Origin of the sequence: Methylacidimicrobium sp. B4 (assembly GCF_017310545.1) — a bacterium.
GTDB lineage: Bacteria > Verrucomicrobiota > Verrucomicrobiia > Methylacidiphilales > Methylacidiphilaceae > Methylacidimicrobium.
Window position 1 is genome coordinate 1,299,256 of the sequence record NZ_CP066203.1, and the last position, 24,864, is coordinate 1,324,119.

Here is a 24,864-nt window from a genome sequence, read left to right on the forward strand (position 1 = left end):
TTCGTTCTCCTTACGTTTCGTAACGCTTACACGTCGAGATTGCGAACGTGAAGCGCGTTTTCTTCGATGAACCGGCGCCTCGGCTCCACGACATCCCCCATCAGCGTCGCAAAAATCTCCTGTGCGGTCGCCGCATCGGCGATCTCCACCCGCAAGAGCTTTCGGCGTCCCGGATCCATCGTCGTCTCGTAAAGCTGCTTCGGGTTCATCTCACCGAGCCCCTTGAACCGCTTGATCTCGATCCCGCGCTTCCCGACCTCCTTGACGGCTGTCAGGATTTCGCCCGGGGAGTAGAGGAGCCGGCGGTTCTCCTCCTCCCCTTCGATGAAGGCGTAGAGCGGCTCCCGGGAGCGCGCCTGAGAGATCACCATCCCGAGCCCGGCCAGCTGATCGAGCTTGTCCCGAATGCTCTTGCTCTCGTAGAGCTCGACATGGGTCGCCCGGCGAAATCGCAGTCTCGGCTCTTCCGGAGCTGCGGTGGCTTCGGCTGAGCTCATCTCCCCTGTCGCGGCTTCCCCTTCTCCGGGCGACCCCTCGGGCCCCTCACCGTCGACGGCCCCCGTGTTGCCATTCTCGCCTTCAAAAAGGGCTAAATCGGAATTGGCCTCGGCGAAACGGGCGAGATCCCCGTCGGAGCAGAAGAAATGGACCTCTTCCCGGTTGCCCTCCCGGACGCGGACGAGGTGGAGCGGCAGGGCTCCTGTCTGGGGGTCCCGGCTTTCCAGGTACGTCCCGAAATCCGCCCCGTGGTTCAGCAAGGAACGCGCAAACTTGTCGAGATCTTCCAACCCTTTGAGAATCTCCACGAGCTTTGGGCCGGAAAAGAGATGCCCTCCGCGGAGCTCCTCGACCTTCACCTCCTCCGCTCCCTGCTGAATCAGCATCTGGTTGAGCTCGGCATCGTCCCGGACGTACCACTCCTTCTTCTTGCGCGTGACCAGGTAGAGGGGAGGCTGCGCGATATAGACATGTCCGTTCTGGATGAGCTCCTGCATCTGCCGATAGAAGAAGGTGAGCAGAAGGGTCCGGATGTGGGAGCCGTCGACGTCTGCATCGGTCATGAGGATGACCTTATGATATCGGAGACGGTCGCGCTGAAAGGCCCCCTCTCCGTCGCCACCTCCGATGCCCGTGCCAACCGCGGTGATGATCGTCTGGATCTCTTCGTTCTGGAGGACGCGGTCGAGCCTCGCCTTCTCCACGTTGATCAACTTCCCCCGAATGGGGAGGATTGCCTGGAACTGGCGGTCTCGCCCCTGCTTGGCCGAGCCTCCGGCGGAATCTCCTTCCACGATGAACAGTTCCGCCTCGTCCGGGCTCCGGGTCGAGCAATCCGCCAGCTTCCCTGGCAGACCCTTTCCTGAAAGCGCGGTCTTCCGGACCGCCTCCCGCGCTTTCCGAGCCGCCTCCCGCGCGCGAGCCGCCGTCAGCGCCTTGTCCACGATTCGCTTGGCGACGGCGGGGTTCCGTTCAAAAAAAGACATCAGCCCGTCGTAGACGAGCGACGAGACGACTCCCTCGACCTCGGGGGTGACCAGCTTGACCTTGGTCTGGGATTCGAAGCTGGGATTGGGGTGCTTGAGGGAAAGGACGCAGAAGAGGCCTTCCCGCACATCATCTCCCGAGATGGCGGGGTCTTTGTCCTTCAACAGGTTGTTTGCCTTTGCGTATTGATTGACCGAGCGAGTGAGAGCGGTGCGGAAGCCTGAAAGGTGGGTGCCGCCATCGGGGTTGGGAATCCCGTTGGTGTAGCAGAGAATCTGATCGGCGTAGCCCTCCGTGTACTGCAGCACGCAATCGAGCAGGATATCGTCCTTCTCCCGGGCGATCACGATGGGCTTTGGATGCAGCGGTTCCATGCTCCCCGTGATCTGCTGGAGAAACTCCTCGATCCCCTGCCGATAGAAGAAGTGCTGCACCTTCGGCTTGCCGGCGTCGAGAACCCGTTCGTCGGAAAGCACGATCTCCAGGCCGGGGTTCAGGAACGCGAGCTCGCGGAGCCGGGGTGCAAGAATATCCGTCTTGAACTCCTGCGTGGCGGTAAAGATCTCGGCATCCGGCTTAAAGGTGACGTAGGTGCCGGTACTCCGGCTTTTTCCGATGACCTCCAAGGGCTTGACCGTCTTCCCGCGGCGAAACTCCATATGGTAGACATTTCCATCGCGGGAGACCTCGACCGAGAACCACTCGGAAAGTGCATTGACGCACTTGGCGCCTACGCCATGGAGTCCGCCAGAATACTTGTAGACCCCTTGCCCGAACTTCCCCCCGGCATGAAGGTTGGTGAGGACCAGCTCCACTGCGGGAATCTTGAACTTGGGATGAGCATCGACCGGGATGCCCCGGCCATTGTCGCGGACGGAGAGCGAACCGTCGACATGGATCGTGACTTCGATCCGAGTGCAAAAGCCAGCAAGATGCTCGTCGATCGAGTTGTCGAGCACTTCGAAGACGCAATGGTGGAGGCCTCGCTCATCGGTATGCCCGATGTACATTCCCGGCCGCTTGCGCACGGCCTCCAGGCCTTCCAGCTTGTCGATCTTTGACGCATCATACGGAACCGAATTCGCCGGCAATTGGCGGGATAGCCCTTCGACAGACATCGTAGCAACTTATTCAAGAGCATACTACGGCACCCCGTCCTCGAAGACAAGCCGAACGCTTCCCCCCGACCCGCCGTCTTGGACCTCCGGAGATTGCGCTCCTCCTTCCGTTCGGGTAGCTTCTGCTCCAGCATGATGGCCCTTCCCCGGCCCCAGGTTGTCCTCGTAGTGGAAGACGAGCCCGACGTGCTGGAGCTGATCTGCCTCAACTTGATGGCGGCGGGTTTTCACACCGTCCGGGCCTCGAGTGGAGCGGACGGGCTGGAAAAAGCGATGAGCGACCTGCCCGACTTGATGGTTCTCGACCTCATGCTTCCGGAGCTGGGCGGCCTCGAAGTCTGCAAGACCTTGCGCCGGAATCCGACGACAGCGGATCTACCCATCCTGATCCTGACCGCGAAAGCCGAACCGGCCGATCGCGTGCAAGGACTCGAGCTGGGCGCCGACGACTATTTGACGAAGCCCTTCAGCCCGCGGGAACTGGTCCTTCGGACGCGTTCGTTGCTGCGGCGCCGCGTAGACGGGACCCTGCCTGCGGAGCCGATCCGCCATGAAAATCTCGTCGTCCATCCACGGCGGCACGAAGCATTCGTTCGCAGCCGCCGGGTCGACCTGACCGCGACCGAGTTCCGCCTGCTCAACATGCTGCTTCGCGGACGGGGACGGGTCCATCGACGCGAAGATCTCCTGCGCGAGGTCTGGGGCTACGAGAAGGCGATGGATACCCGCACGGTCGATACCCATGTCCGTCGCTTACGGGAAAAGCTCGGAAGCGCGGCCCACTATATCGAAACCGTCCGTGGAATCGGATACCGCTTCCGCGCCAAGCGCCGGGAAGCGGAAGAGCCCGCTCGCAGGCCCCGCTCTTGGCCCGAGCCCGACGAATGACGTTTTCCTCCTTCCTGATCGTCCTCCTTGGTTCGGCCCTGGCGGTGGCCCTTCTTCAGCTGCTGGCCTGGGCGCGTTCGGCCGCCAAGCTCGAGCGCATTGCCGAAGAGATCGTCCAGGGACGTCATCCGCGCTCCTTCGTCATCTTTGGCCCCCAAAGCCTCTTTCGCGTGGCGAGCCGCCTCGAAACGATTCTCGCCGCACGGGAGAAGCTTTCCGGGCAAATCGTACAGCAGGGTGAGAACTTCCACGGAGTCCTCCGGAACATGATGGAAGGGGTGGCAATCGTCAATCGTGACCACCGGGTCGAGCTCGCCAACGAGGTGCTGGTGCGACAGTTCGGACTCGGCGTGGAGCCGGCGGGGCGTACGGTCCTCGAATCCCTTCGCGTCGCCGAGATCGACCACCTGATCCGCGAAGCCTTTACCCGCCAAGAAGCCGTTTCCGGAGAGATCTCCCTTCGGGGCTTTCCCCGTTCGGAAGCCGCGCTCTTTCTCATCGTCAACGCCGTGCCGATGCGCGGTGAATCGGGCATGCCCTCCCAGGTCCTCCTCGTGCTCCATGACATCACCGAGCACAAGCGGAGCGAGGAGCGGCAGAAGGAATTTCTTGCGAGCGTCTCGCACGAGCTTCGGACCCCGCTCTCGATCTTTCGCGGCTATGTCGAAACGCTCTTGCATTCCTCCCCCTCGCTGGCCCCGGAGGAGGTCCAGCGAGTCCTGAAGATCCTCCGACGCCATGCGCTTCGGCTGAGCAAGCTCGTCAACGATCTCCTCACCCTTTCCGCCCTCGAGCCGGGCCGCATGAATTTGGAACGGGCCCCCGTCTCGCTGCCCCACTTCCTCCGCAGAATCGAGGCGGACCTGCGCCAGCAACTCCAGGAAAAGCGGCTTGACCTCGTGGTCGCCCTTGCCGAGAACCTTCCCAAGGTCGATGCCGATCCCTTCCGTCTCGAGCAGGTCTTCTATAACCTCGTCGAAAACGCGATCCAATATTCCGAGCCCGGCTCCCCGATCCGGATCGAAGCCCATGCGGAGAAGGAAACAGTTTCGATTCGCGTGATCGACCAGGGCGTGGGCATCCCCCCTTCCGACCTCCCCTATGTCTTCGAACGGTTTTATCGGGTCGACAAGACCCGGAGCCGACAGGCGGGAGGAACCGGACTCGGCCTCTCCATCGTGAAGCGGATCGTCGATCTCCACCAGGGACGCGTCGTCCTGACGAGCGAGCCCGGCAGAGGAACGACCGTTACGGTGACCCTGCCCGCCTGGCCCTCCTCTCCTCCGGAAGGAACCACTGCCTGCCAGCCCATCACACGGGTCGCCCAGGGCGAAAGTCCGGCAACCGCCCCGGAGAGCCGCCCGGTCGATCGGCATCTCTCCCGTGTGTCCTGAAGGAGATGCCTTGGTTACGTCCCTTCCGCCGTTTCATGGAAAGCGTTTGACTCGCCATGGAGCGCGGTTGTCTCTATGGAAGCGCAGGGAGATCGTGCACCATCTCCCCAAGGTAGAGGCTCGTGGGCAGGGAGAACCGGCGCGACAACCAAGCCCTTCGATCCCGACGCTTCGGGGAGGGAAGAGAGCCCGGTTCCCTTTCCGCACGCCCAGAAGATGAGGGGAGAGAGACATGCTGAACCGCATCAAGATTCGGGGTTACAAGTCGTTGCGCAAGGTCGAGGTTTCTCTGAAGCCCCTGTCCGTCCTCTTTGGGCCGAACGCCGCGGGGAAGAGCAACTTTCTGGATGCCTTGCAGCTGCTCTCCAAGATCGTATCGAGCCGAACGCTCAAAGAAGCGTTCGAGCCGCCCTATCGGGGCAAGCCGCTCGAATCCTTCTCCTTCCCTCCAAACGGCCTCAAGGGACTGCTGGAGCAAGAACAAGCGAGTTTCCGGATCGAAGCCGATTTTTCCCTCTCCGATGCGGTCGTTGGTGCGGTCAACAAGCAAATCCAGGAGATGAGAAGACCTTCGGGCGGCGGCTCGTCATCTCCCTCCTCTCCAGAACCGATCCGAGAGCCGGTCCGAGAGCGCAATCTCCGCTATTGCGTGGAAATCGAGATGGTGCCGACATCCGGAATCTTGCGGGTAGTGGATGAATCCCTGGCCGCCTTGAACCAAAAAGGGGAGCTTGGCGGGCATCGCCATCCTTTCCTCTCACGGAAAGATGACAAGTTGCATCTGCGGCGCGAAGGGTTGCCAACAGTTGACTAATCGATAGACATAATTCACGTTGCATGGCATTCTTTTCCCATGAAGCTGAGCGTCTGGGCGAGGCGGCAGGGGATTGGCTCCAAGACGGCTTGGCGGATGGGGAAGGACGGGAAGATGCCGGTGCCGTCGAGCAGCTGCCGACCGGGACGGTGATCGTGCATGCGGAGGAGAGGCAGCCCGGCGGAGTTGCCCGCTATGCGCCCGTCTCCAGCGCCGACCAGAAGGCCGATCTGGACAGGCAGTTGGCGCGGCGGACGGAGTGGGCGCTCGCCAAGCGGTTGCCGATCGTCGATGCGCTCAAGGAGGTTGGCTCTGGGATGACCGGCCATCGCAAGGGGCTCTTGCGGCTCTTGCGCGATCCAAAGGTCGGCGTCATTCTGGTCGAGCATCGGGACCGGTTGATGCGGGCGAAAAAGGCGCTGGAGGCTCTCCATGAGTGACCCTGCGCTCTTCACCTGCCAGACGCGCTTGAGGCTGGCGCCAGAGCAGGTCGCGGCTCTGGACGGCTATGCAAATCTCTACGGGCGAGCCCAAGCGGGCCCTCTTTGCCAGGATGCGGGTGGGGATTCCGATGGGCGATCTCAAGTGTGAGTTCCTGCGGCGCTTTGGGATCACCGCCCGGCAGTTCCACGCGATTCGCGTGGGTCTCGAGGGCAAGATCGCCTCGATCCGGGAGCGGCTTCCGGAGTGGATCGTCGAGGCCGAGGCCCGCATCCAGAGAGCCGAAAGGGTCATCCGCATTCTCTCGGCGAGGGAGCCAGGCTCGGAGAAGCTTCATCAGAAGAAGCGGCGGCTTGGGAACCTTCGCGCCAGGCTTGCGGCACGGATCGCCGACCGGGACTCGGGTCGCGTCCGCCTCTGCTTCGGCTCCCGCCGCCTCTTCCGCAAGCAGTTTGCCCTCGAGGAGAACGGCTACGCCAGCCATGCGGAGTGGAAAAAGGATTGGCAATCCGCACGGAGCGCCCAGTTCTTCGTGATCGGCTCGAAGGACGAGACCGCGGGCAACCAGTCCTGCCAGGCTTCGGTCGAGGACGACGGCAGTCTCACGCTGCGTCTGCGTCTTCCCGACGCACTGGCCTCGGATGGCAAGCTTCTGGTCATTCCCGACGTGCGATTCGCCTATGGCCAGGAGGAGATCCTTCAGGCGCTTGCCGCGAGCCGGGTTGTCTGCTCGCAAACCAAGACGGGCAAGCCTGTCCGGAAGCGGGAGGGAGTGGCGGTAAGCTACCGCTTTTTAAGGGATCGGAAGGGCTGGCGGGTCTTCGCGAGCGTCGAGGCCAGGCCGGTTCCCATTGCGACGAGCCGTCTGGCGGGAGCGCTTGGGATCGACATCAACCACGACCATCTGGCCGTGGCGGAGACGGACCGGTTCGGCAACCTGCGGCGGGCCCTTCGGGTGGATCTCAACCTCTACGGCAAGACCGAAGATCAAGCCAAGGCGATCATCGGCGACGCGGCGAGGATGATTGTGGAGATGGCACGGGAGCGTGGTCTTCCCCTGGTCCTTGAGCGGCTGGATCTCAAGAAAAGGAGGGCTGAGCTTGAGGTGGCGAGTCCATCCGCCGCCAGGAAGATCTCGTCGTTTGGCTACTCCAAGACCATCGCCATGCTCAAGGTGGGGTGTTTTCGAGCCGGAGTCGAGGGGATCGAAGTCGATCCGGCCTATACTTCCGTGATGGGTGCCATGAATCATGCGCGTCGTCACGGCATCGGTTCTCACCAGGGCGCGGCCTATGCCGTGGCCAGGAGAGGCTTGGGCCTCTCCCAAGCGTCCGGCCGTGCGGGAGGCCATTGCACCAGCCCGCAATGGCGGCCACCTCACCTTTGCCCTACCCGCGAGGAATCGGGCGAAGCATGTGTGGTCGTTCTGGTCGGAGGTTCGGAGGAGGCTCAAAGCGGCGCATGCAGCGCATGCCCGGTCGGGAGGCTTGCGAGAGCCGCCCGCGCCTTTGCTCCCGGAAACGCGGGCATTGGGCGCAACCTGGGCATTGCCGGCGCAATCCCGGCACGCGAACCGTCGGCAGAACGGTTCGGCCGACGTCATCGACGACCTTCCCTGGTAGTGGGATGGTTGTCTATGGTTTTAGGAACGGCAGGCCCACCCCACCTACTTCGATCTTCATCTCGATCACAGCATCCTCTCCCGGCCGCACTACCCACGGCACTACCCGCATCTGGTGGCGGCACGCCAGGAGCTGGAAAGGTGGCTCTTCTTCTATTTCGAACCCCGAGAGCGGATGCGCGCGGCCAACCCGGTCAAGGAGGTCCGACACATTGGGCTCATGGGGGAGGAGCTCCCCGCCTACCTGAACACGCTGAAAGCTCTCGAACCGCGGCAATTCAACGCGGTCGAGAAGGCGCTGAAGATCCTTTTGCCTCAGATCGACGGGATCGACGTGAGCGTCAATGACCTGGGAGGAGTCGAGTTGAGGCTCACCGAAGCAGGCATACCGATCCCGGCCCGCGTTCTCTCGGAAGGGACGCTGCGAATCTTGGGCATGCTCGCGCTAACCGGAGCGAAGGAGCCACCTTCTCTGGTGGGGTTCGAGGAGCCAGAAAACGGCGTCCACCCCCGACGCATCGAGCTGATCGCGGAACTCCTCAAGACCCAGGCGAGCCTTGGCCAGACCCAATATGTTGTGACCACGCATTCGCCCATCCTGCTCGACCTTATCCCGGACGACTCCCTCTTCGTCGTCCGCAGGTCGGAATCGGGCACACAAATCGAGCCTTTTGTCACCTGGGGCCCCCTGGGTCGGCGAGCCGACGTTGACAAGGCCTTGATGGATCGAAAGGAAGACCGCCTGCCGGTATCGGAACGGCTGCTCCGAGGGGACTTCGATGAGTAAGGCGATCGCCGCCTTTGGGGAAGATCGCGCGCACCGGGAGATCATCGGCGCCCTGATTGCGCGCGTGGCCGAGGAGCTGGGCTTATCCGTCCAGGTGGATTGGCGCAACGCCCGCCGAGGGCATGGCAAGGTCGTCAGCGAGCTCGCAGAATATTTTCGGGATCTGAGGGCGTAAGGCTCCCGGTGCGACCTGATTGTCGTTGCCACCGACGCGAACTGCAAAGGACTCAACGAGCGGGCCCAGGAGCTTCGTGCGCAGTCGATCCCCGTCAAGACCGTGCTCGCGATACCCGATCCTCACGTGGAGCGGTGGCTGCTGCTGGATGGAGAGGCCTTCAAGAAGGTTCTCGGGAAAGGCTGCCAGACGCCGGACCAGAAGTGCGACCGCGGCCGCTACAAGGATGCGCTGAACCGAGCGATCTCGGATGCTGGGAAGACGCCGCTGATCAGCTCCATCGAATGGGCCCGGGACATCATCGATAAGATGGATCTTGCGCGGGCGGCGGGAGCGGACCCTTCGTTGAAGCGTTTTCTCGACGATCTGCGCAAGGCTCTGCAAGAAGTTGCCTCCGATCGCCAACCTTAAAGGGGCGATCGCGGCTTCCGCCAGCGCGCTCGCCGCAGTTACTCGACGGTCACGCTCTTGGCCAGGTTCCGCGGCTTGTCGACGTCCCGGCCCAGAGAGACGGCGGTGTAATAGGCCAGGAGCTGGAGCGGAATGACGGTGAGGATCGGCGCGAGCAGCTCCGAGGTTTGCGGGACGTAGAAGACATCGTCGGCCAGCTCCCGAATCCGGTCATCCCCCTCGCTTGCGACGGCAATCACCGGTCCCCGACGGGCCTTGACCTCTGCGATGTTGCTCACGTTCTTGTCGTAGACGCCGTCTTGCGGGCAGAGGAAGACGCTCGGAAGACGCTCATCCACCAGGGCGATCACCCCATGCTTGAGCTCGGCCGCGGGATGTCCCTCGGCCCGGATGTAGGTGATCTCCTTCATCTTGAGGGCACCTTCCAGGGCGATCCCATATTGAAACTGCCGGCCCAGGAAGAGCATGGCCTCGGCTTTCGCATATTTCTCCGCGATCGCGCGGACCTCCTCGTGCCGCGCCAGAACGCTCCCCACTTGATCGGGAAGCTTTTCGACCGCTTCAATCAGCTTCTTCCCCTGGCGAGCGGAAAGATAGCGCAGTCGGCCGAGCAGCACGGCGAGCAAAAGGAAGATCAGCACCTGGGAAGTGAAGGACTTGGTTGCGGCAACCCCGATTTCTGGGCCCGCGTGCATGTAAACCCCTCCCTCCGTTTCCCGGGCGATCGTGCTCCCCACCTGATTGCAGATGCCCAGGACACGCATCCCCTTCCGCTTGGATTCCCGCACGGCCGCCAGGGTGTCGGCCGTCTCTCCCGACTGACTGACGGCGAAGAGCACCGTCTCGCCGTCGAGCGGCGCATTCCGGTAGCGGAATTCGCTCGCATAATCGACTTCCACCGGAAGATGGGCCAGCGATTCAATCAGATACTCTCCCACGATCCCCGCATGACGGGCCGTGCCGCAGCCGACGATCAGGATGCGCTGGATCCGCAAGAGCTGCTGAGGGTTCATGTTGAGACCGCCCAGCTTGGCGGTCGCCTCCTCTGGATCGAGGCGCCCCCGCATCGCGTTCCGGATCGCCTCGGGCTGATCGAAGATCTCCTTGAGCATGTAATGCGGATAGCCGGCCAAGTCGGTCTCCGCCTCCGACTTGTCGACCTCGCTGATCTCGAATCCGACCCGAGGGCGCGTGAGCGAGGAGATATCGAATCCGTCGGGGCGAATCGCGACGATGTCGCCGTCGCTCAGGTAGACGACGCGCTGGGCCTGTCCTGAGATCGCCGTGACGTCGCTGCTCAGGAAGAACTCGCCATTGCCGATGCCCAGGATCAGGGGGCTACCCCGCCGCGCTCCTACCAGGAGGTTCGGACAATCCACATGAATCACGGCGAGCCCGTAGGTGCCGATCACCTCCGTCAGCGCCGCCCGTACCGCGTTTTCGAGCCTTTGGGGATCGGCGGGAGGCTGCCGATCGTACGCCTCGCCGATGAGATGCGCGAGCACCTCGGTGTCCGTTTCCGATTCGAAGCGGTGGCCAGAATCGGATAGCCTTTGCTTCAAAAGCTGGTAATTTTCGATCACCCCGTTATGGACGATGGCAAGCCGGCGCGACTGGTCGAGATGAGGATGGGCGTTGGCGTCGCTCGGGATCCCGTGCGTGGCCCAGCGCGTATGGCTTACTCCGAGCTTCCCCGGAAGGCCCTGTCTCTGCAAGGCGAGCTCCAGCTCGGAGATCCTGCCCTTGCGCTTGACCAGGCCCAGGTGGCCGTCTTCGAGGATGGCGATCCCACTCGAATCGTATCCCCTGTACTCGAGCCGGCGCAGTCCGTTGAGCAAAAGCGGCTGCGCTTCCTTTTGTCCGAGATAGCCCACAATTCCGCACATATTGGTTTCGACCATTATTCTTCGCGAATCACCCCCGTCAATTCCCATGACTCGCTGGCACGGCGCTAACTATTCTCCTTTCGATGTCCTTACCGTGATCCTGGGCGGAGGTGCCGGCACGCGCCTCTTCCCCCTCACCAAGGAACGGGCGAAGCCCGCAGTCCCCCTGGCCGGGAAGTATCGGCTCGTCGACATCCCCATCAGCCTCGCGATCCACTCGGACCTCAAGCGGATCTTCATCCTGACCCAGTTCCAGAGCTCCTCGCTGCACCGACATATCCAGCAGAGCTATCGGTTTGACGACTACTCCCAGGGGTTCGTCGAGCTCCTGGCCGCGCAGCAGACCATGAAGGGCGCCTACTGGTACCAGGGCACCGCCGACGCGGTAAGGCAGAACCTGAGCCATTTCACGAGCCATCCGCATGAGCTGATCCTGATCCTGGCGGGCGATCAGCTCTATCGGATGGACTTCCGGGCGTTGATCGAGCAGCATGTGGCGAGCTGCGCGGATCTGACCGTAGCCGTGACTCCGGTGGATCAAAGCCGGGTCAGCGGTTTTGGGATCGTGCAAGTCACCGAGGAGCGCCGGATCGCTTCTTTCGTCGAAAAGCCGAAGGATCCCTCGCTCCTCACGAAACTGGCCATCGGCGATCCATTCGTCTCGCTGCTCCGCCTTCCCGCCAAGGAGCCCCAATACTGGGCCTCCACCGGAATCTATCTCTTCAACCGGAAGGTTCTGACCAACGCCTTGACGGGCGGAGAGCCGGATTTCGGCAAGGATGTCATCCCACGGCTGATCCCAAGCCACAGGGTTTTCGCCTACGTCCACTCGGGGTATTGGGAAGACATCGGCACGATTCGCGCCTTTTACGAAGCGAACCTCGATCTGTGCGAGCCCCATCCGAAGTTCGATTTCTACGACAGCCGACTGCCGATCTACACAAGGGCCCGCTATCTTCCTAGCTCGAAGATCTCCCGCGCGGAGATCTCCGGTTCGCTCATCGCCGAGGGCAGCGTCATCGCGGATGCAAAAATCGAGCACTCGCTCATCGGCATCCGAAGCATCGTCCTCCCTGGGGCCACGATCAAGGACACCTTGCTTCTCGGGAACGACCTCTACGAGACCGATTCGCAAGCGCTGGGGGCGGAAGGACGCGGCCTTCCCAGGATGGGCATCGGCCGGAACAGCTTCCTGGAGGGAACGATCGTCGACAAGAACACCCGCGTGGGCGACAATGTGCGGATCTCCCCCAAAGGGAAGCCCGCAAACATGGATGGAGACTGCTTCTTCATCCGAGATGGACTGGTCATCATCCCTCGCGGCGGGATCGTGCCCCATGGAACGGTGATCTAAAAAGCGGGCGTTCGCCTCCCCGGCCCCGAGCGAGGCGCTCCCTTCTGCGATTCGGGCAGAGGCCAACTTTTGCTTTGCCTGAACCTTTTTTCTCGACAAATGATGTGCATGGTCACTTCCGAGCATAGCCGCCGCCGGCAGGCGATCCGATGCCGCTGCGCCGGTACCTGCTACCCGGCAGACGAGCGACGGGCGCTCTCCTATTTCCGTTCGTTCTTTTCCCAGCCGGGTGCAGCCCCTTTGCCCCCCCCTTCTGCGCAAGGCCCAACCGATCTTCTCGGTGTTCTCTCTCCTCACATCGACTTCCGCGTCAGCCCGAAGGCGTACACGCATGCGTTCGCGCCGCTGGCGAACGCTCCAGAAGCGGAGGTCTACCTCATCCTGGGTGTGGGCCACCGGTCGAGGCTCGAATGGAGCATCGACGACCGGGATCTGCTTACCCCGCTCGGCCGTGCCCTCTGCGAGATCGAGTCGATCGAATGGCTGCGACACCAGGTCGAATTTCCCTGCGAGGATCCGGAGGCCCACGATGGCGAACATTCGATCGAGTTTCCCGTCGTGCTCTTGCAAGCGTTGCGCGCCTTCCGAGGCGACGATCGCCCGGTCCGCTTCCTTCCCCTTCTTTGCAGCGGACTCTCCGATTCGGTGGCTCAGGGAAGGGCTCCGTCCGCCGGCTCGTCGTTCGAACGGATCGCGACGGCCCTGCATTCCCTTCGGCGCGCTTACGGAGAGCGCATGCGGTTGATCGTCAGCATCGACGGGTGCCACATGGGCCCGCGCTTCGGCCATCCCTTTACGATCACCCCTCTTCTCTTAAGGCAGACCCGACTTTGGGAGGAGGAGCTTTGGCGAACGGTGGAACATCGCGATCTCTCCGCTTTTTTTACCCACCTCGGGCGCGAAGGCAATGTACGTTACTTTGATGGAGTCGGCGCTCTCGCCCTGCTCCTTCGGATCACCGACACGGATGCAGGGCTGGAACGCACCTATTATGAACAATGGTTTGAGGATTCGGATCGATCCGTGGTTACCTTCACAAGCGGCTTGTGGCGGCGGGCCGAAAGACGAGCGAACGGAGGAGCAGTGGCATGAGTAGCATTCGCGTCCGTTTCGCCCCTTCCCCTACCGGTTATCTTCACGTCGGCGGAGCGCGGACCGCCCTCTTCAACTGGCTCTATGCCCGTCACACGAAAGGTACGTTCGTGCTACGCATCGAGGATACCGATCGGGCCCGAAACACCCCGGAGGCGGTGCGCGTCCTCTTCGAGGGGCTCCAGTGGCTCGGGCTCGACTGGGATGAAGGGCCGCTGCCCGATGGGAGCGTGCGCGGGGACCGAGGCCCCTACTTTCAAAGCGAGCGGAGCGCCATCTACGATCGGGCGCTGCGGCTGCTTCTCGATCGCAATCAAGCATACGAAAGCGACGGGGCGATCCGCTTCCGGATGCCACGGAAGAAGATCGTCGTCGAGGACCTGATCTGCGGGGAAGTCGGGTTCGACTGCACCCTCGAGCAGGATTTCGTGATTCAACGAAAGGACGGATCTCCGGTATTCCATCTCGTCAACGTCGTCGACGATCTGGACATGGGAATCAGCCATGTGATCCGAGGAGAAGATCATCTCTCGAACACGCCCAAGCATCTGGCGCTCGCCGCCGCCTTGGGTGGGACCGCACCTCGCTACGCCCACATTCCGCTCATCTTGAACCGGAGCGGCTCCAAGATGAGCAAGCGCGACCTCGGGGCTTCCCTCAGCGAGTATCTCGACGGTGGCTATCTCCCGCAGGCGGTCCGCAACTACCTCTGCCTCCTCGGGTGGTCGCTCCGGGAGAACCGCGAGCTCTTTTCGATCGAGGAGGCGGTGGAGAGATTCGAGCTTGGCCAGATTCACCGGAGCAACGCCCGCTTCGACGCCGACAAGCTCCTCTGGATGAATGGGAGCTACTTACGAAGCCTGAGCCCTCAGGAGATCCTGCCGCACGCTGAGAGGTGGCTCGAGAGCGCCGGATACCCAACCGGGAAATGGGCGCCCGGCTACCTCCAAGAGGTCGTCCTCTTGGTCAAGGAGAAGGTAAAGACGGGGAAGGAGCTTGTCGAATGGGCCCGCCCGTTTCTCGAGGAAGAGGTCCGTTTCCAACCGAGTGCCGTCAAGCGGTTCTTGAACCCGGACGGCATCCGGGCGCTCCGAGAGCTCCTGGCCGATCTCTCCGCTGCACCCGACTTCGCCCCCTCCGCGCTCGAAGCTCGTTTTCACAGCCTCGCCCAGGTGCACGGAACCAGCGTTCGGACCTACGTCCATCCCGCGCGCGTCGCCACGACGGGCCGCGAAGTAGGCCCGAGCCTCTATCCCACCCTGACGATCCTCGGCAAAGATCGGGTGCTCCAGCGCCTCCGGAGAGCGATCGAGACCGTTGCCTCATGACATGGGCCAATCGAATCACCGTCTTGCGCATGCTCTGCGTCCCAGCGATGGCTGTCATTCTCTGGCAGTACAGCAGGAGCCAAACGGCCGGATCGGCTGACGAGCGCCTTCGGATTGCAGGATTCTCCCTCTTTCTGGCCGCAGCGCTGAGCGACGCCCTCGACGGATTCATCGCCAGGCACTGGAGACAACAGAGCCGCTTGGGAAGGGTGCTCGACCCGCTGGCGGACAAGCTGCTCCTGCTGATCTCCCTCCTCTGCGTGACTACCCTTCCGTCCCCCCGGTCGGCTCCTCTTCCGCTCTGGCTCCTTGTCCTGGTAGTGAGCCGGGACGGCTTCCTCCTCGGGGGAATCGCCTTTCTGCGTCTCCTCAAGAGAGAGGTGCCCATCCATCCGCACTGGACGGGCAAGACCGCTACGTTCTTCGCTTTCCTGACCGTGGCGGCGGCTCTCCTGCAGCTTCCTTGGGCAATCGCCTCCTGTTGGATCGCGGCCGGCTTCCTGATCGCATCGGCCGGAGTGTACTTCTCGACCGGATTGCGCATCCTGGGCCAAAGTGGCTCCTGCCTTCCTCTCCCTTCCTCACGCAGCGGAAGCACCAGCCTTCGGTAGCCGGAATGGCCTATGCGAACCTTCGTCATCGTGGGACGGACCAACGTGGGAAAGTCGACCCTATTCAATCGGCTCTGCGGCAAAGAGATCGCATTGACCCACTCCGAGCCTGGAGTGACGCGGGATCCTCTTTTGACTCGTGTCCGGCTGGGTGGCAAAGCGGCGCTCCTGGTCGACACGGGCGGAGTCACCTTTTCGAGCGAAGGCAAGGAGCAGGCCGTGACCGACCTTGCGTTTGCCGCTCTCGACCAGGCCACCGATCTCCTTCTCGTTCTCGACTGCCGGTCGGGCCTCACTCCGCTCGATCGGGAAATTGCCAGGCATCTGCGCAAGCTTGGCAAGCCGGTATGGGTGATCGCCAACAAAGTCGACGACGAAAGGCTCGACCCTCTCGCCGCCGAGCTATCCGAGCTCGGGTTCGGTGAGCCGATCCTGGTCTCCGCCGCGCATAATCGCGGCATTCGCCGCCTGCGCGAGACCCTGATGGGCGAGCGGGACTCTCTCCCCTCCGCTTTGACTCGCGCGGAAGAGCCGGCGCGACGGCTCGCCCTCCTGGGGCGCCCCAATGTGGGTAAATCGACCCTGGTGAACGCCCTCCTCGGGGAATCCCGACTGCTGGTCGCTCCCGAGCCCGGGACCACCCACGACGCCATCGACATCGAGCTGACTTGGCGCAACCGGCGGCTCCTTCTCATCGATACGGCGGGACTGGCCCCGCGGCACAAGCAGCGCCAGGGGCTGGAGGAGAAAACCGCCGGACGTTCTCTCCACGCGCTCGCCCGATCCCACGTGGCGATCCTCGTGCTCGACAGCCACAAGGGCATCACTCGCCAAGACAAGAAGATTGCCGGCTGGATTCAGCGGATCGGCCGGCCTTGCGTGATCGCCCTCAACAAGTGGGACCTCCTCTCGGGACCGGCTGGACGGAAGGAAACGGAGGCCAAGCTGGCCGATGCGGTGAGGCGCGAGTTGCCCCTGCTCTCCTTCGCTCCCGTTGTTCCTCTGAGCGCCCGGGAGGGCACCCACCTCGACCGCTTGCTCGAGACCAGCCTTCGAGTCGACGACGAAGCCAAGCGGGAGATCTCGACCGGAGCGCTCAATCGGTTTTTCCAAAAAGTCCAGCGCCGCCTCCCCCCACCGAGCTCCGGCGGGAAGCGCCTCAAGATCTATTACGCCCTCAATGAAGCGCCGCGAGACGCAGCCTCCGCCGGTCCCTTTCGTCTACGCCTCTACGTCAACGATCCGAAGCTTCGGGTCGACTCCTACGAGCGCTTCCTGGAAGCCCAGATCCGGAAGGAATTTCCGCTCCTGGGACGTCCCGTTCACTGGAGCTGGAAAAAGGCGGAGGGAAGGGGAAGAGCCTTCAGCGGGAAGCGGCCGGCTCCCCTCCATCCAAGCCGAAGAAGGAAAAAATCCTCGCGCGAACCAGCGTAAGCATGCCCAGGAAGATCGCAAGGACCCCAAGGAGAGCGGTCACGATCGGCCACGGCAAGGGAGCCATGCCGACCCCGATCGTCGCCAGGAAGGCCACGAGCACCATCCCTCCGAGGGAAGAGATCAAGAGCCAGAATCCGGGCCGCGGGCCCGCCATCCGCCGACGCTCGCGGACGACATAGACCATCCCCTGCCCGGAAAAAGCGAGCCAGGCGAAGATGAGAGTCTGCAGATGGTCGGTGTCGAGCCCGAGCCAATGGACCCCGAGCCAGAAGATCGTGCAGGAGAGAGCCAGGAGGCAGATCGCGAAGCTCCCGGCGGCCAGCACGACGGAGCGGATCGGCCAGCGCCGGCAGCGGACCGGAATCCGAACGCGGTCAGAGGCGAGGGACATCGTAATGAAATCGTTCGTCAGGAGGAGAAGGACCCCCAGAAAGGGCGTAAGAAGGAAGATGCCCGCGGAGAAGAGACCAATGGTGAGGAAGACCGCCACTTCCACTGTCTTGATGATCTTGTTCAGAATGTAGGTCAGCATTCGCTCGTAGATTTCCCGGCTCGTCTCGACGGCGGCGACGATATCCATCAGCCCTGGATTGGTGAGGGCGATGCTCGCCGCCTCCCGTGCGACGTCGCAGGCGCTGCTCACCGCGATTCCCACGTCGGCCTGCCGGAGTGCCGGCGCATCATTGACCCCGTCGCCGGTCATCCCGGTGACATGGCCGGCCTTCTGCAGGCGGTCAACGATCTGAAACTTCTCTTCCGGAAAGACATTTGCGAAAATGTCGCACGAATCGAGCGAATCGTTCTCACCAGCCGATGGGGGAATCGGGCTAGGACAGACTCGCAAGCCGATTCCGACTTGGCGCGCGACCGCGAGGGCTGCCGGCACCGCATCCCCGGTCACGAGCAGCACTCGGATTCCCAGATCCTGCAGTCGGGCGACCAAGCTCTGGGAATCATTCCGGACGGGATCGGAAAAACCGAGAAAGCCCGCAAGCCGCAACCGCTCCGGACTGCCCGACGCCACAGCCAGGACACGCAGACCCCGAGACGAAAGGGTTTCGACCGTCTGGGCGACTGCTGCGGAAAAGCCGCCCACAGTGCGCTCTATGGCGCTGGGTGCGCCTTTCCAGACGCGAAAATGGTTCCCCTCTCTCTGGAAATCGGCTCCGGAAGATTTTGTCGAAGGATCGAATGGAATGAAGGAGAGCTGGCTCTCCTCTGGCAAAGAGAGTTGCTCTCTTTTTGCCAGGGCGAAAATGGCGCGGTCGAGCGGGTCCTCGCTCGCTTCCAGGGAAGCCATTGCTCCCCAGGTCAGAAGCTCCTCCCTCGCGACGGGAGCAAGAGGCACCACGTCGAGGAGAACGGCTTCGTTATTCGTGATCGTTCCCGTCTTGTCGGCGAGCAAGATGTCCATCGTCGCCGCATTCTCGACGGCGGCCAGTCGACGGACGAGCACCCCCCTCCTGGCCAGCTCCTGGGCCCCCAGCGCGCTTGCGATCGCAAAGGTCGCCGGCAGAGCGGCCGGTACGGAGGTGATCAGAAGCACCAGCGCGAAGGGCAGGACTTCCGATAGAGGAAGGGCGTGGACCAGCCCGTAGCCAAAGACCAGGATCACCAGGACCGCATCGATCCCGACCAGCCAGCGAACGATCCGAAAAATCGTCTGCTCTACTTGACTCGGGGCCCTGGCCGACGACACGAGGCCCGCGATTCTCCCGAAGGAAGTCCTCGGTCCCGTGGCGAAGACTTCGCCGGTCGCCTCTCCCGTACGGATCACCGACCCGCCGTAGAGGATGTCTCCCGCTTCCTTCTCTTTGGCAAACGGTTCCCCGGTCAAGGAGGATTCGTCGACCGCCACCGCACCCGATTGCAGCCGCGCATCCGCCGGAACCAGGTCCCCGACCCGCAAATGAATCCGATCGCCACGAACAATATCGGTTACGGGAATCCGCTGCCAGCTCCCATCCCGGAAGACGCGAGCCATCCCCACCCATTTTTGGCGGAGAAGGCTCAACGCTCGCTCCGCTCGATTTTCCTGAAAGAAGGCCAAGGCGGCGGTGAAGCCCAAAAGCAAGCCGATGCCGATCGCGTCTCCAACGCGCCCCAGGAGCGTTTCCACCGCGATCGCGGCTTCCAGCATCCATGGCACCGGGGACCAAAGCTTGCCCAGGAAGACGAGAAGGGGAGGAGTGCTCCGCTCCGGAAGCGTGTTGCGCCCCTCCTCGGCCAGCCGTTTCGCGGCTTCCGTACTCGTCAGCCCGACGCTGAGCCCTCCTCCATCCTGCTGGGAAAGATCTCCTTTCATCACCGGCTTTTCCGAGACAGGTTCCGGATCCCTCGATCGAGGCTTTGCCCAAGGCCGCACGGGAAAAGAGTATCCGTGCGGCTCCGCACCATGCTAGATTTCTTCGTTCTCCTCGGCGAAAGAGACGACGAAAAGACCATCGCCCGCGATGACTGCCACTGGTTCCTTCGAGCTTTCTCGCATCCGGGAGACCCTGCTCCTGATGGCGAGCCTCGCCGCCCGCCATCTGCGCGTAGCTCTCCAAGCCCTCATCGAACGGAACGATTCGCTCGCCGATTGGGTCGAAGCGCAGGACTCCGAAATCGATTCGCTGGAGGTGAAGGTCGATGACCTGGTCATCACCTACATCGCGACGCACGGCCCCGTGGCCATCGACTGCCGGTTCGTGCTCGTCGCCTCCAAGATTTCCAGCGATCTGGAAAGGATTGGAGACCAGGCCGTCACGATTGCTCGCCTTGCGCGCCGACTCAACGCGGCACCTCCGCTCAAGCTCCTCTTCGACATCCCTCGGATGGCGATGGTGGCCGAGGAGATGTATCGCGACGCCATCGACTGCTTCATTGACGCCAAGGCCAAGGAGGCCATCGACATCGTTCGACGCGACAAGGAGGTCGACAGTCTCAACAAGAAGCTTTCGGAGGAGCTGCTCCAGGCGATGCGCGACCAGCCGGGGGCGATCCCGCAAGCGACGAACCTCCTCCTGCTGAGCCGGGCGATCGAACGAATCGCCGACCATGCCAAGAATATCGCCGAAGAGGTCTTTTACCTCTACCGCGCCAGGGACATCCGTCATCGAGGACGTACGGAGGCGAGCTAGCCAGCCCGCTCCGCGGGAACCCGCTGCCGAGCGCGGGAGATCGGGGCTCCACTCCTTCCCGAGGACGGAGAGGCAGCCGGCCAGCAGGCGGAGGAGGAAGAAGCGGTTTCGCTCCCACCTGCACTCCGCTCTGTGTTGCCAGCCAATCGCCCGGGTCTGGACGGCTCGGCAACCCTCTTCTGTTCCACGCGAGCGGCGAGGAGGTGTCGCTCCTGATCGAGTGCGCCTATTACAGCGATCGGCCTTGGGAATCCGAAGCACGATGAAGATACAACGCTCGTACTTCATCAAACGAACCAAGAACCCCAGCCCCAATCACTAACCCACCGCGCTCTCATCCACGTAACACCCTCATGATCCCCGGCGGCGAGCAGCATGCTTGCGCTGATCCTCCCGACTAGTACCACCACGACGATCCGATTCTCACCGACCCCGACTTCCTCCGGCTCGCGCATGAGAACGGCGTTCGGCAGATTGCGCTGGGAATCCCGCGAGCTTTCCAGCCTTTTGCGGCGACGCATCTTCGAGACGCTGAGGCTCTCTGGCGCCATCATCTCGACACGGCCGATGGGGATTCCGCTCGGACCTCAAACACGGTGAAGACCCTCGGCCAGAATATATTGCGTCAAGCGAGAAAAACGGATTGCTTCGCCCCAGATGATGAAGCACGCTCATTCTATTATGCTAGCCCATTTGAAGCAGTATACGGATGCACTCCAACGCTACTTCGATCCAATCTGGGACCAGATCCGTTTAAAGGAAGGCTCCCCCACGCCCCTATACCACTACACCACGGGGGAGAATTTCATCAAGATCATTGAAAGCAGAGAGCTTTGGGCCACCCATGTCCGATGCCTGAACGACAAGCAAGAATGCTTGCTTTACTACAACCTCATCGCTCAGAAGGTGAAAGAAAGGACTTCTCAGCCGAATCCAGAGCGACTCCCAGCCAGGATCGCTCAATCTCTCAGCGCTCCTCTAGCTGGGTTACTCGGCGACTATATTGACCAGTCATCCGTCTTCGTCGCCTGCTTTTCAACTCTACACGATGACCTAAGCCAGTGGAGAGCCTATTCGAACGGAGAGGTGGGTTACGCGATCGGCTTTAACGCCGAGAAGCTCACGAAATTGTTTTCCGGTAGATCTTCCGCTTGTAGGCTTATCCCTGATCCGAAGCTGAGCCGTGTTCTTTATGAGCCCGCCGAACACGAAAGCCTTGTCAACCAGATTGTGGATGCTGTAGAAGCTTGCGTCAAAAATGAGAGTATTTTCGAAAGCGATCTTCTGCATGATCCGGATCGGGCCCTGCCCAAGAGTGAAGAAGAGGCTGAGAGGGGGCCGGAAATTGGCGCAGCGGCCGCTTCTTTATTGAGTGCCGTTGCAGCTTTTGCCCCCTGCTTAAAAGATCGGTCTTTCCGGGCTGAACAGGAATGGCGTCTCATTTACATTGCCACTGAAGGAGATGGAGAGCGCATGCACTTTACCCAGCGGGGAGGCTTCCTTTCCCGGCACGTGGCCCTCCCCCTTGATAACGTGGCGCTGGATAGGATGAAGCCGCTGATTGAGAAGATCGTGATCGGCCCCGGTGGTGAGCCAGCCGTTTCGCGTGGCAGGATTGAGGAGCTTCTTCGGGCCAAATGGCATGCGCTGCTAGGCCAAGATCCTATAGAAACTTCTCGGATTCCGTTGCGCTTTGTATGAATTCGCTACGGGTAGAGACAAGGCTGGATGCTGAGGCTTTATCTTCTGGGTCCAATGAAAGAAAGGATCCTCAATGACGAAGTGGCTTTGCTGGGAGAGGTGGCTCGACCCACGGGAAACCGCGTAGGAGCTGGCTTGACGCCCCCAAGCAAGCCAAGGGCGGCTGCGCATCGCTTTAGGCGATTGCCCGCAGTCCTTTCGACTTCACCAGATTGAGCAACTGGAGCGACGGGCCATCCGGCCGTTTCTCGCCGCGCTCCCACTTGCTGACGGCGTCCTTCCGGACATTAAGGTAGCGAGCGAAGACAGTTTGAGAGACCCGCTCGCGTTCGCGCAGCGCCCGGATCTCGTCCGGGGCGAGCGGCTCGACCGGGGCAACGTACAAGGCGTCGAACCCACGCATGGTCTCCTTGTCCAGGATGCCGGCTTTGTGCAGGCCGGCCGCGGTCTTGTGAACCGAGGCGAGGATGCCGCCTTCCATCTTGCTTTTTCTTGCCGCCATCGCCCTCAACCTGGCTCAACTCACCAGCGGCCTGGGCCGCCATGAGCTGCTCATCCGACAATCCGAGAAGCAGGTCCGCCAACCGCTTCAGGGCTTTTCGTTCCTTCGCAGAGACGTTCGCCTTGTCGCTCTTGGCGAAGCCATGCGCGAAGGAGCTGTGGCTCCCGGCGAGCGCGATTCCCAAATACGCCATGCAATCACCCGTGACCCCATTATTACGGCTTAGAGAGGATGGTAATCCAATCGCCGTATCGCGGAACCCCAAACTCCCGGTTCGGTCCCCAGCTCCGTCGCTGCGAGACGACTGCCAACCCGCTCTGCCGAGCTGCTCCTCGTATAAGTTCCCGCGAAACATCCGAACGCCAGCCATCGTCATCGGACGAAATCCCCATGGAAAGCCAGCGATATATCCCGGCACCGCGCGGCTGAATTTTTCGGAGAAATGCGAATGGAAGCGCATAGTGTCGCCGCCCAGCATGGTGAATCGCCGCCCGGCCTTTTGGGCGGAGGACTCGATGAAATTCCTCAAAATAGGCTCGAATGGTCGGAGCATCGATGTGGACGAAAACGTCGTAAGACCAAATAAAGTCAATGGCCGCGTCCCCAATTCCTTTGAGCGAACGACCGTCAGTCTGCAGGAAGGAGATGTTTTGCCGATCCGCAAAGCGGGATCGACAATACTCCAAGCAACTTTCGCTCAGATCCACCACGAAGATGTGGCCGCACAAGCCAAGAATTTCAGATGTCCATCGGCCATGACCCGAGCCGATTTCCAATACCTTCGTTTCGGGACCGATGTTTGCCTTCAGGAAGGTTTCGACGACGCTCTCTTTCCAGAGCGAATAAGGCTTCCCGCAGACTTTCGCCTGTCCCGTCCACTCCTCTCCGTGGTCCTTCCAGTGGTATTCCTTATCCCAAATGCGCCGATTGTTTTCGATTGAGTTCTCCATCCGAACCTCCTTGGATAAGGTTCCATCTTCACCATTTGCTCCGTTTGAGGATGGCGAAGAAGCCCTCCGGCAAAGTGAGCCGTGCTGTCAAGCCCTTAGCGCCATTCGGGGTCTCCGGCCTCATCGGACCTCCTCGATTCCAGACACTCCTACCATCCGCGTGCATGTCAAGCTACATCAGGAACTGACCTCTTGTCGATATGTAGAAGTGGCTCCACTACATGGTCTTCCGAGTTGCGTATCGTTCTTTCTGTAAATTCCTTTTCAGCAGTAGGCTGAAAGCTCGCCGGGCAGCGGTCATGGTGCCAAGGCTTTGAGAAAGGAGTATGTGCTCATGGCAATGCGAATCGAACCCAATCCACTAGAGGCAGCCTATGCGGTACTGCTGGAGCACGGCCTGGAGGGCGCTGGCGAAGCCTTGCGCATCCTCGTCAACGAGGCCGCCAGGATGGAGCGTTCGCACTTTCTGGGCGCCCTGCCCTACGAGCGCAGCGTAAACCGGCGCGATTATGCCAACGGCTTCAAACCCAAGACGGTTCTGACCAAGCTGGGCGAGATTACCTTCGAGGTACCGCAAGTGCGCTCGGGTGACTTTTATCCCTCCGCTCTGGAAAAGGGAACGCGCACCGATCAAGCCGTCCATCTCGCTCTGGCCGAGATGTATGTCCAGGGTGTGTCGACCCGGCGCGTGATCGATGTGTTGCAGCGGCTCTTGGGGCCAGAAATCAAGCTTTCTTCGGCCCAGGTCAGTCGCGCCGCCGCCAAGCTCGATGAGGGGCTTTCCGCCTGGCGTGAGCGTCCCTTGGGCGAAGTGCCCTACCTCTTTCTCGATGCCCGCTACGAGAAAGTCCGCCTGGAGGGAAGAATCGTCGATTGCGCCGTCTTGGTCGCGGTCGGCGTCGAGGCTTCGGGCAAGCGCCGGGTGCTGGGCTGTGAGGTGGCCACTTCGGAAGCCGAGATCCATTGGCGGCACTGTCTGGAGGGCCTCATGCGTCGAGGGCTCAAGGGGGTGAGGCTCATCGTTGCCGACGACCACGCGGGGCTCAAGGCCGCCCGCCGAGCGGTGTTGCCTGCGGTTCCCTGGCAACGCTGCCAGTTCCACCTGCAACAAAACGCCCGTCAGTTCGTCACCCGCGTCGAGGCGAGAATGACGGTTGCCGCTCAGTTGCGCGCCATCTTCAATGCCCCCGACCGGGCCGAAGCCGAGCGGCTGTTGAAGATCACCCTTGCGCTTTGGCATAAGGAACACCCCAAGCTCGCACGCTGGGCCGAGGAGGCCATTGCTGAGGGTCTGACGGTCTTCGACTTCCCGCCCGAGCACCACCTGCGGCTGCGCACCACCAACGGCTTGGAGCGTATCAACCGGGAACTGAGACGCCGCACCCGTGTGGCCAGCATCTTCCCCAATCCCGAATCCTGCCTACGGCTCGTCTCGGCTCTCCTTGCCGAACTCGACGACGAGTGGATGACCAGCAAGGTTTACCTCACCCTCAACCCGTAGCCCTACGCGGATGAGCGCCGACACCGAAATTTACAGAAAAGGGGTTGCACAATCGTCTTCCGAACCGCTTTCGGAGTTCGTGAGGATCCAGAGCTCCCATTGTTCGTGAGAACCGGAGGCGGTCAGGCAGTTCCCGGGAGCAAACGAAAGCTTTCTTTGTCTCGTTGGATGGCCGTATCCCCGACCTCAACCGGCTTCCGCCCCTTTCGACCGAAGGGCTCCAGAAGATCGAGTTCACCCGAACGG

At 61.8% G+C, this 24,864-nt stretch carries 21 protein-coding genes and 1 pseudogene; 16 read left to right on the forward strand and 6 right to left on the reverse strand.

The genetic code is table 11. The features are described 5' to 3' along the window. Positions 1-26: 26 nt before the first annotated feature. A complete protein-coding gene (gene gyrB / locus MacB4_RS06295; RefSeq protein ID WP_206863051.1) occupies positions 27-2,603 on the reverse strand; it encodes a DNA topoisomerase (ATP-hydrolyzing) subunit B in 2,577 nt (858 codons plus the stop codon). A gap of 132 nt (positions 2,604-2,735) precedes the next feature. Here gyrB and MacB4_RS06300 point away from each other — a divergent pair, with 132 nt between their 5' ends. The 8 genes from MacB4_RS06300 to MacB4_RS11245 all read left to right on the forward strand — a co-directional run bounded on the left by MacB4_RS06300 (position 2,736) and on the right by MacB4_RS11245 (position 9,134). Beyond that, positions 2,736-3,491 carry a response regulator transcription factor gene (locus MacB4_RS06300; RefSeq protein WP_370569345.1) on the forward strand — a complete coding sequence of 252 codons (756 nt, stop codon included), beginning with the start codon at positions 2,736-2,738 and terminating at the stop codon, positions 3,489-3,491. After that, positions 3,488-4,885 (forward strand): cell wall metabolism sensor histidine kinase WalK, encoded by a 1,398-nt coding sequence (locus tag MacB4_RS06305; RefSeq protein WP_206863052.1) that lies wholly within the window; start codon positions 3,488-3,490, stop codon positions 4,883-4,885. Before MacB4_RS06300 ends, MacB4_RS06305 begins: the two co-directional genes overlap by 4 nt. Positions 4,886-5,117: 232 nt before the next feature. Then, the gene (locus MacB4_RS06310) at positions 5,118-5,699 is read left to right on the forward strand and encodes an AAA family ATPase (protein WP_206863054.1); all 582 of its coding nucleotides are present in this window, start codon (positions 5,118-5,120) and stop codon (positions 5,697-5,699) included. Positions 5,700-5,722: 23 nt separating this feature from the next. Further along, on the forward strand, positions 5,723-6,139 hold the full coding sequence (locus MacB4_RS06315) for a recombinase family protein (RefSeq protein WP_242529140.1): 417 nt from the start codon (positions 5,723-5,725) through the stop codon (positions 6,137-6,139). Positions 6,140-6,207: 68 nt separating this feature from the next. Further along, positions 6,208-8,109, forward strand: a complete 1,902-nt coding sequence (locus MacB4_RS11235) for an IS200/IS605 family accessory protein TnpB-related protein (RefSeq protein ID WP_242529141.1) — start codon at positions 6,208-6,210, stop codon at positions 8,107-8,109. Next, positions 8,072-8,548, forward strand: a complete 477-nt coding sequence (locus MacB4_RS06325) for an AAA family ATPase (protein ID WP_242529142.1) — start codon at positions 8,072-8,074, stop codon at positions 8,546-8,548. The genes MacB4_RS11235 and MacB4_RS06325 overlap by 38 nt, the downstream gene beginning before the upstream one ends. Next, positions 8,541-8,723 (forward strand): hypothetical protein, encoded by a 183-nt coding sequence (locus MacB4_RS11240; RefSeq protein ID WP_242529143.1) that lies wholly within the window; start codon positions 8,541-8,543, stop codon positions 8,721-8,723. The genes MacB4_RS06325 and MacB4_RS11240 overlap by 8 nt, the downstream gene beginning before the upstream one ends. 102 nt (positions 8,724-8,825) lie before the next feature. Then, complete coding sequence (locus tag MacB4_RS11245; RefSeq protein ID WP_242529144.1) at positions 8,826-9,134, forward strand: DUF4276 family protein; 309 nt, start codon at positions 8,826-8,828, stop codon at positions 9,132-9,134. 38 nt (positions 9,135-9,172) lie between these two features. Here MacB4_RS11245 and glmS read toward each other — a convergent pair whose 3' ends face one another. Next, positions 9,173-11,020 carry a glutamine--fructose-6-phosphate transaminase (isomerizing) gene (glmS, locus tag MacB4_RS06335; RefSeq protein ID WP_206864969.1) on the reverse strand — a complete coding sequence of 616 codons (1,848 nt, stop codon included), beginning with the start codon at positions 11,018-11,020 and terminating at the stop codon, positions 9,173-9,175. Positions 11,021-11,066: 46 nt separating this feature from the next. Here glmS and MacB4_RS06340 point away from each other — a divergent pair, with 46 nt between their 5' ends. From MacB4_RS06340 to der, 5 genes are all read left to right on the forward strand, one after another. Continuing rightward, positions 11,067-12,374: a glucose-1-phosphate adenylyltransferase gene (locus MacB4_RS06340; protein WP_206863055.1), complete on the forward strand. Its 1,308-nt coding sequence runs from the start codon at positions 11,067-11,069 to the stop codon at positions 12,372-12,374. Positions 12,375-12,482: 108 nt separating this feature from the next. Continuing rightward, on the forward strand, positions 12,483-13,466 hold the full coding sequence (amrB, locus tag MacB4_RS06345) for an AmmeMemoRadiSam system protein B (RefSeq protein ID WP_206863056.1): 984 nt from the start codon (positions 12,483-12,485) through the stop codon (positions 13,464-13,466). After that, positions 13,463-14,794 carry a glutamate--tRNA ligase gene (gene gltX, locus MacB4_RS06350; RefSeq protein WP_206863057.1) on the forward strand — a complete coding sequence of 444 codons (1,332 nt, stop codon included), beginning with the start codon at positions 13,463-13,465 and terminating at the stop codon, positions 14,792-14,794. Before amrB ends, gltX begins: the two co-directional genes overlap by 4 nt. After that, a complete protein-coding gene (locus MacB4_RS06355) occupies positions 14,791-15,405 on the forward strand; it encodes a CDP-alcohol phosphatidyltransferase family protein (RefSeq protein WP_206863058.1) in 615 nt (204 codons plus the stop codon). Before gltX ends, MacB4_RS06355 begins: the two co-directional genes overlap by 4 nt. 12 nt (positions 15,406-15,417) lie before the next feature. Continuing rightward, complete coding sequence (gene der / locus MacB4_RS06360) at positions 15,418-16,839, forward strand: ribosome biogenesis GTPase Der (protein ID WP_206863059.1); 1,422 nt, start codon at positions 15,418-15,420, stop codon at positions 16,837-16,839. Here the strand turns inward: der and MacB4_RS06365 are convergent. Beyond that, on the reverse strand, positions 16,769-19,147 hold the full coding sequence (locus MacB4_RS06365; RefSeq protein ID WP_206863061.1) for an HAD-IC family P-type ATPase: 2,379 nt from the start codon (positions 19,145-19,147) through the stop codon (positions 16,769-16,771). The genes der and MacB4_RS06365 overlap by 71 nt on opposite strands. Positions 19,148-19,295: 148 nt before the next feature. On the opposite strand from MacB4_RS06365, the gene phoU reads away from it, so the two are divergent. Beyond that, a complete protein-coding gene (gene phoU / locus MacB4_RS06370) occupies positions 19,296-19,964 on the forward strand; it encodes a phosphate signaling complex protein PhoU (RefSeq protein WP_206863064.1) in 669 nt (222 codons plus the stop codon). A 657-nt stretch (positions 19,965-20,621) separates the two neighbouring features. Next, positions 20,622-21,665, forward strand: a complete 1,044-nt coding sequence (locus MacB4_RS06375; RefSeq protein ID WP_206863065.1) for a DUF2971 domain-containing protein — start codon at positions 20,622-20,624, stop codon at positions 21,663-21,665. Positions 21,666-21,840: 175 nt separating this feature from the next. Here the strand turns inward: MacB4_RS06375 and MacB4_RS06380 are convergent, their stop codons facing one another. The 3 genes and pseudogenes from MacB4_RS06380 to MacB4_RS11255 form a co-directional block, all read right to left on the reverse strand. Then, on the reverse strand, positions 21,841-22,146 hold the full coding sequence (locus MacB4_RS06380; RefSeq protein WP_242529145.1) for a DNA-binding transcriptional regulator: 306 nt from the start codon (positions 22,144-22,146) through the stop codon (positions 21,841-21,843). 88 nt (positions 22,147-22,234) lie between these two features. Then, positions 22,235-22,360, reverse strand: a pseudogene (locus MacB4_RS11250) (hypothetical protein); the annotation flags it as partial. Between the two features lie 22 nt (positions 22,361-22,382). Further along, the gene (locus MacB4_RS11255) at positions 22,383-23,117 is read right to left on the reverse strand and encodes a class I SAM-dependent methyltransferase (protein WP_242529146.1); all 735 of its coding nucleotides are present in this window, start codon (positions 23,115-23,117) and stop codon (positions 22,383-22,385) included. 334 nt (positions 23,118-23,451) lie between these two features. On the opposite strand from MacB4_RS11255, the gene MacB4_RS06390 reads away from it, so the two are divergent. Continuing rightward, on the forward strand, positions 23,452-24,618 hold the full coding sequence (locus MacB4_RS06390) for an IS256 family transposase (protein ID WP_206863067.1): 1,167 nt from the start codon (positions 23,452-23,454) through the stop codon (positions 24,616-24,618). Positions 24,619-24,864 lie beyond the last annotated feature (246 nt).

Bases quoted from the DNA above. Each gene is read 5' to 3' on its own strand.
- gltX (WP_206863057.1), top strand. From the start codon at position 13,463: ATGAGTAGCATTCGCGTCCGTTTCGCCCCTTCCCCTACCGGTTATCTT.
- der (WP_206863059.1), top strand. From the start codon at position 15,418: ATGCGAACCTTCGTCATCGTGGGACGGACCAACGTGGGAAAGTCGACC.
- gyrB (WP_206863051.1), bottom strand. From the start codon at position 2,603: ATGTCTGTCGAAGGGCTATCCCGCCAATTGCCGGCGAATTCGGTTCCG.
- MacB4_RS11255 (WP_242529146.1), bottom strand. From the start codon at position 23,117: ATGGAGAACTCAATCGAAAACAATCGGCGCATTTGGGATAAGGAATAC.
- MacB4_RS06315 (WP_242529140.1), top strand. From the start codon at position 5,723: ATGGCATTCTTTTCCCATGAAGCTGAGCGTCTGGGCGAGGCGGCAGGG.
- MacB4_RS06390 (WP_206863067.1), top strand. From the start codon at position 23,452: ATGGCAATGCGAATCGAACCCAATCCACTAGAGGCAGCCTATGCGGTA.
- MacB4_RS06375 (WP_206863065.1), top strand. From the start codon at position 20,622: ATGATGAAGCACGCTCATTCTATTATGCTAGCCCATTTGAAGCAGTAT.
- MacB4_RS06380 (WP_242529145.1), bottom strand. From the start codon at position 22,146: ATGGAAGGCGGCATCCTCGCCTCGGTTCACAAGACCGCGGCCGGCCTG.
- MacB4_RS11235 (WP_242529141.1), top strand. From the start codon at position 6,208: ATGCAAATCTCTACGGGCGAGCCCAAGCGGGCCCTCTTTGCCAGGATG.
- MacB4_RS06365 (WP_206863061.1), bottom strand. From the start codon at position 19,147: ATGAAAGGAGATCTTTCCCAGCAGGATGGAGGAGGGCTCAGCGTCGGG.
- glmS (WP_206864969.1), bottom strand. From the start codon at position 11,020: ATGTGCGGAATTGTGGGCTATCTCGGACAAAAGGAAGCGCAGCCGCTT.
- MacB4_RS06310 (WP_206863054.1), top strand. From the start codon at position 5,118: ATGCTGAACCGCATCAAGATTCGGGGTTACAAGTCGTTGCGCAAGGTC.
- amrB (WP_206863056.1), top strand. From the start codon at position 12,483: ATGGTCACTTCCGAGCATAGCCGCCGCCGGCAGGCGATCCGATGCCGC.
- phoU (WP_206863064.1), top strand. From the start codon at position 19,296: ATGACTGCCACTGGTTCCTTCGAGCTTTCTCGCATCCGGGAGACCCTG.
- MacB4_RS06355 (WP_206863058.1), top strand. From the start codon at position 14,791: ATGACATGGGCCAATCGAATCACCGTCTTGCGCATGCTCTGCGTCCCA.
- MacB4_RS06300 (WP_370569345.1), top strand. From the start codon at position 2,736: ATGATGGCCCTTCCCCGGCCCCAGGTTGTCCTCGTAGTGGAAGACGAG.
- MacB4_RS11240 (WP_242529143.1), top strand. From the start codon at position 8,541: ATGAGTAAGGCGATCGCCGCCTTTGGGGAAGATCGCGCGCACCGGGAG.
- MacB4_RS06305 (WP_206863052.1), top strand. From the start codon at position 3,488: ATGACGTTTTCCTCCTTCCTGATCGTCCTCCTTGGTTCGGCCCTGGCG.
- MacB4_RS06340 (WP_206863055.1), top strand. From the start codon at position 11,067: ATGACTCGCTGGCACGGCGCTAACTATTCTCCTTTCGATGTCCTTACC.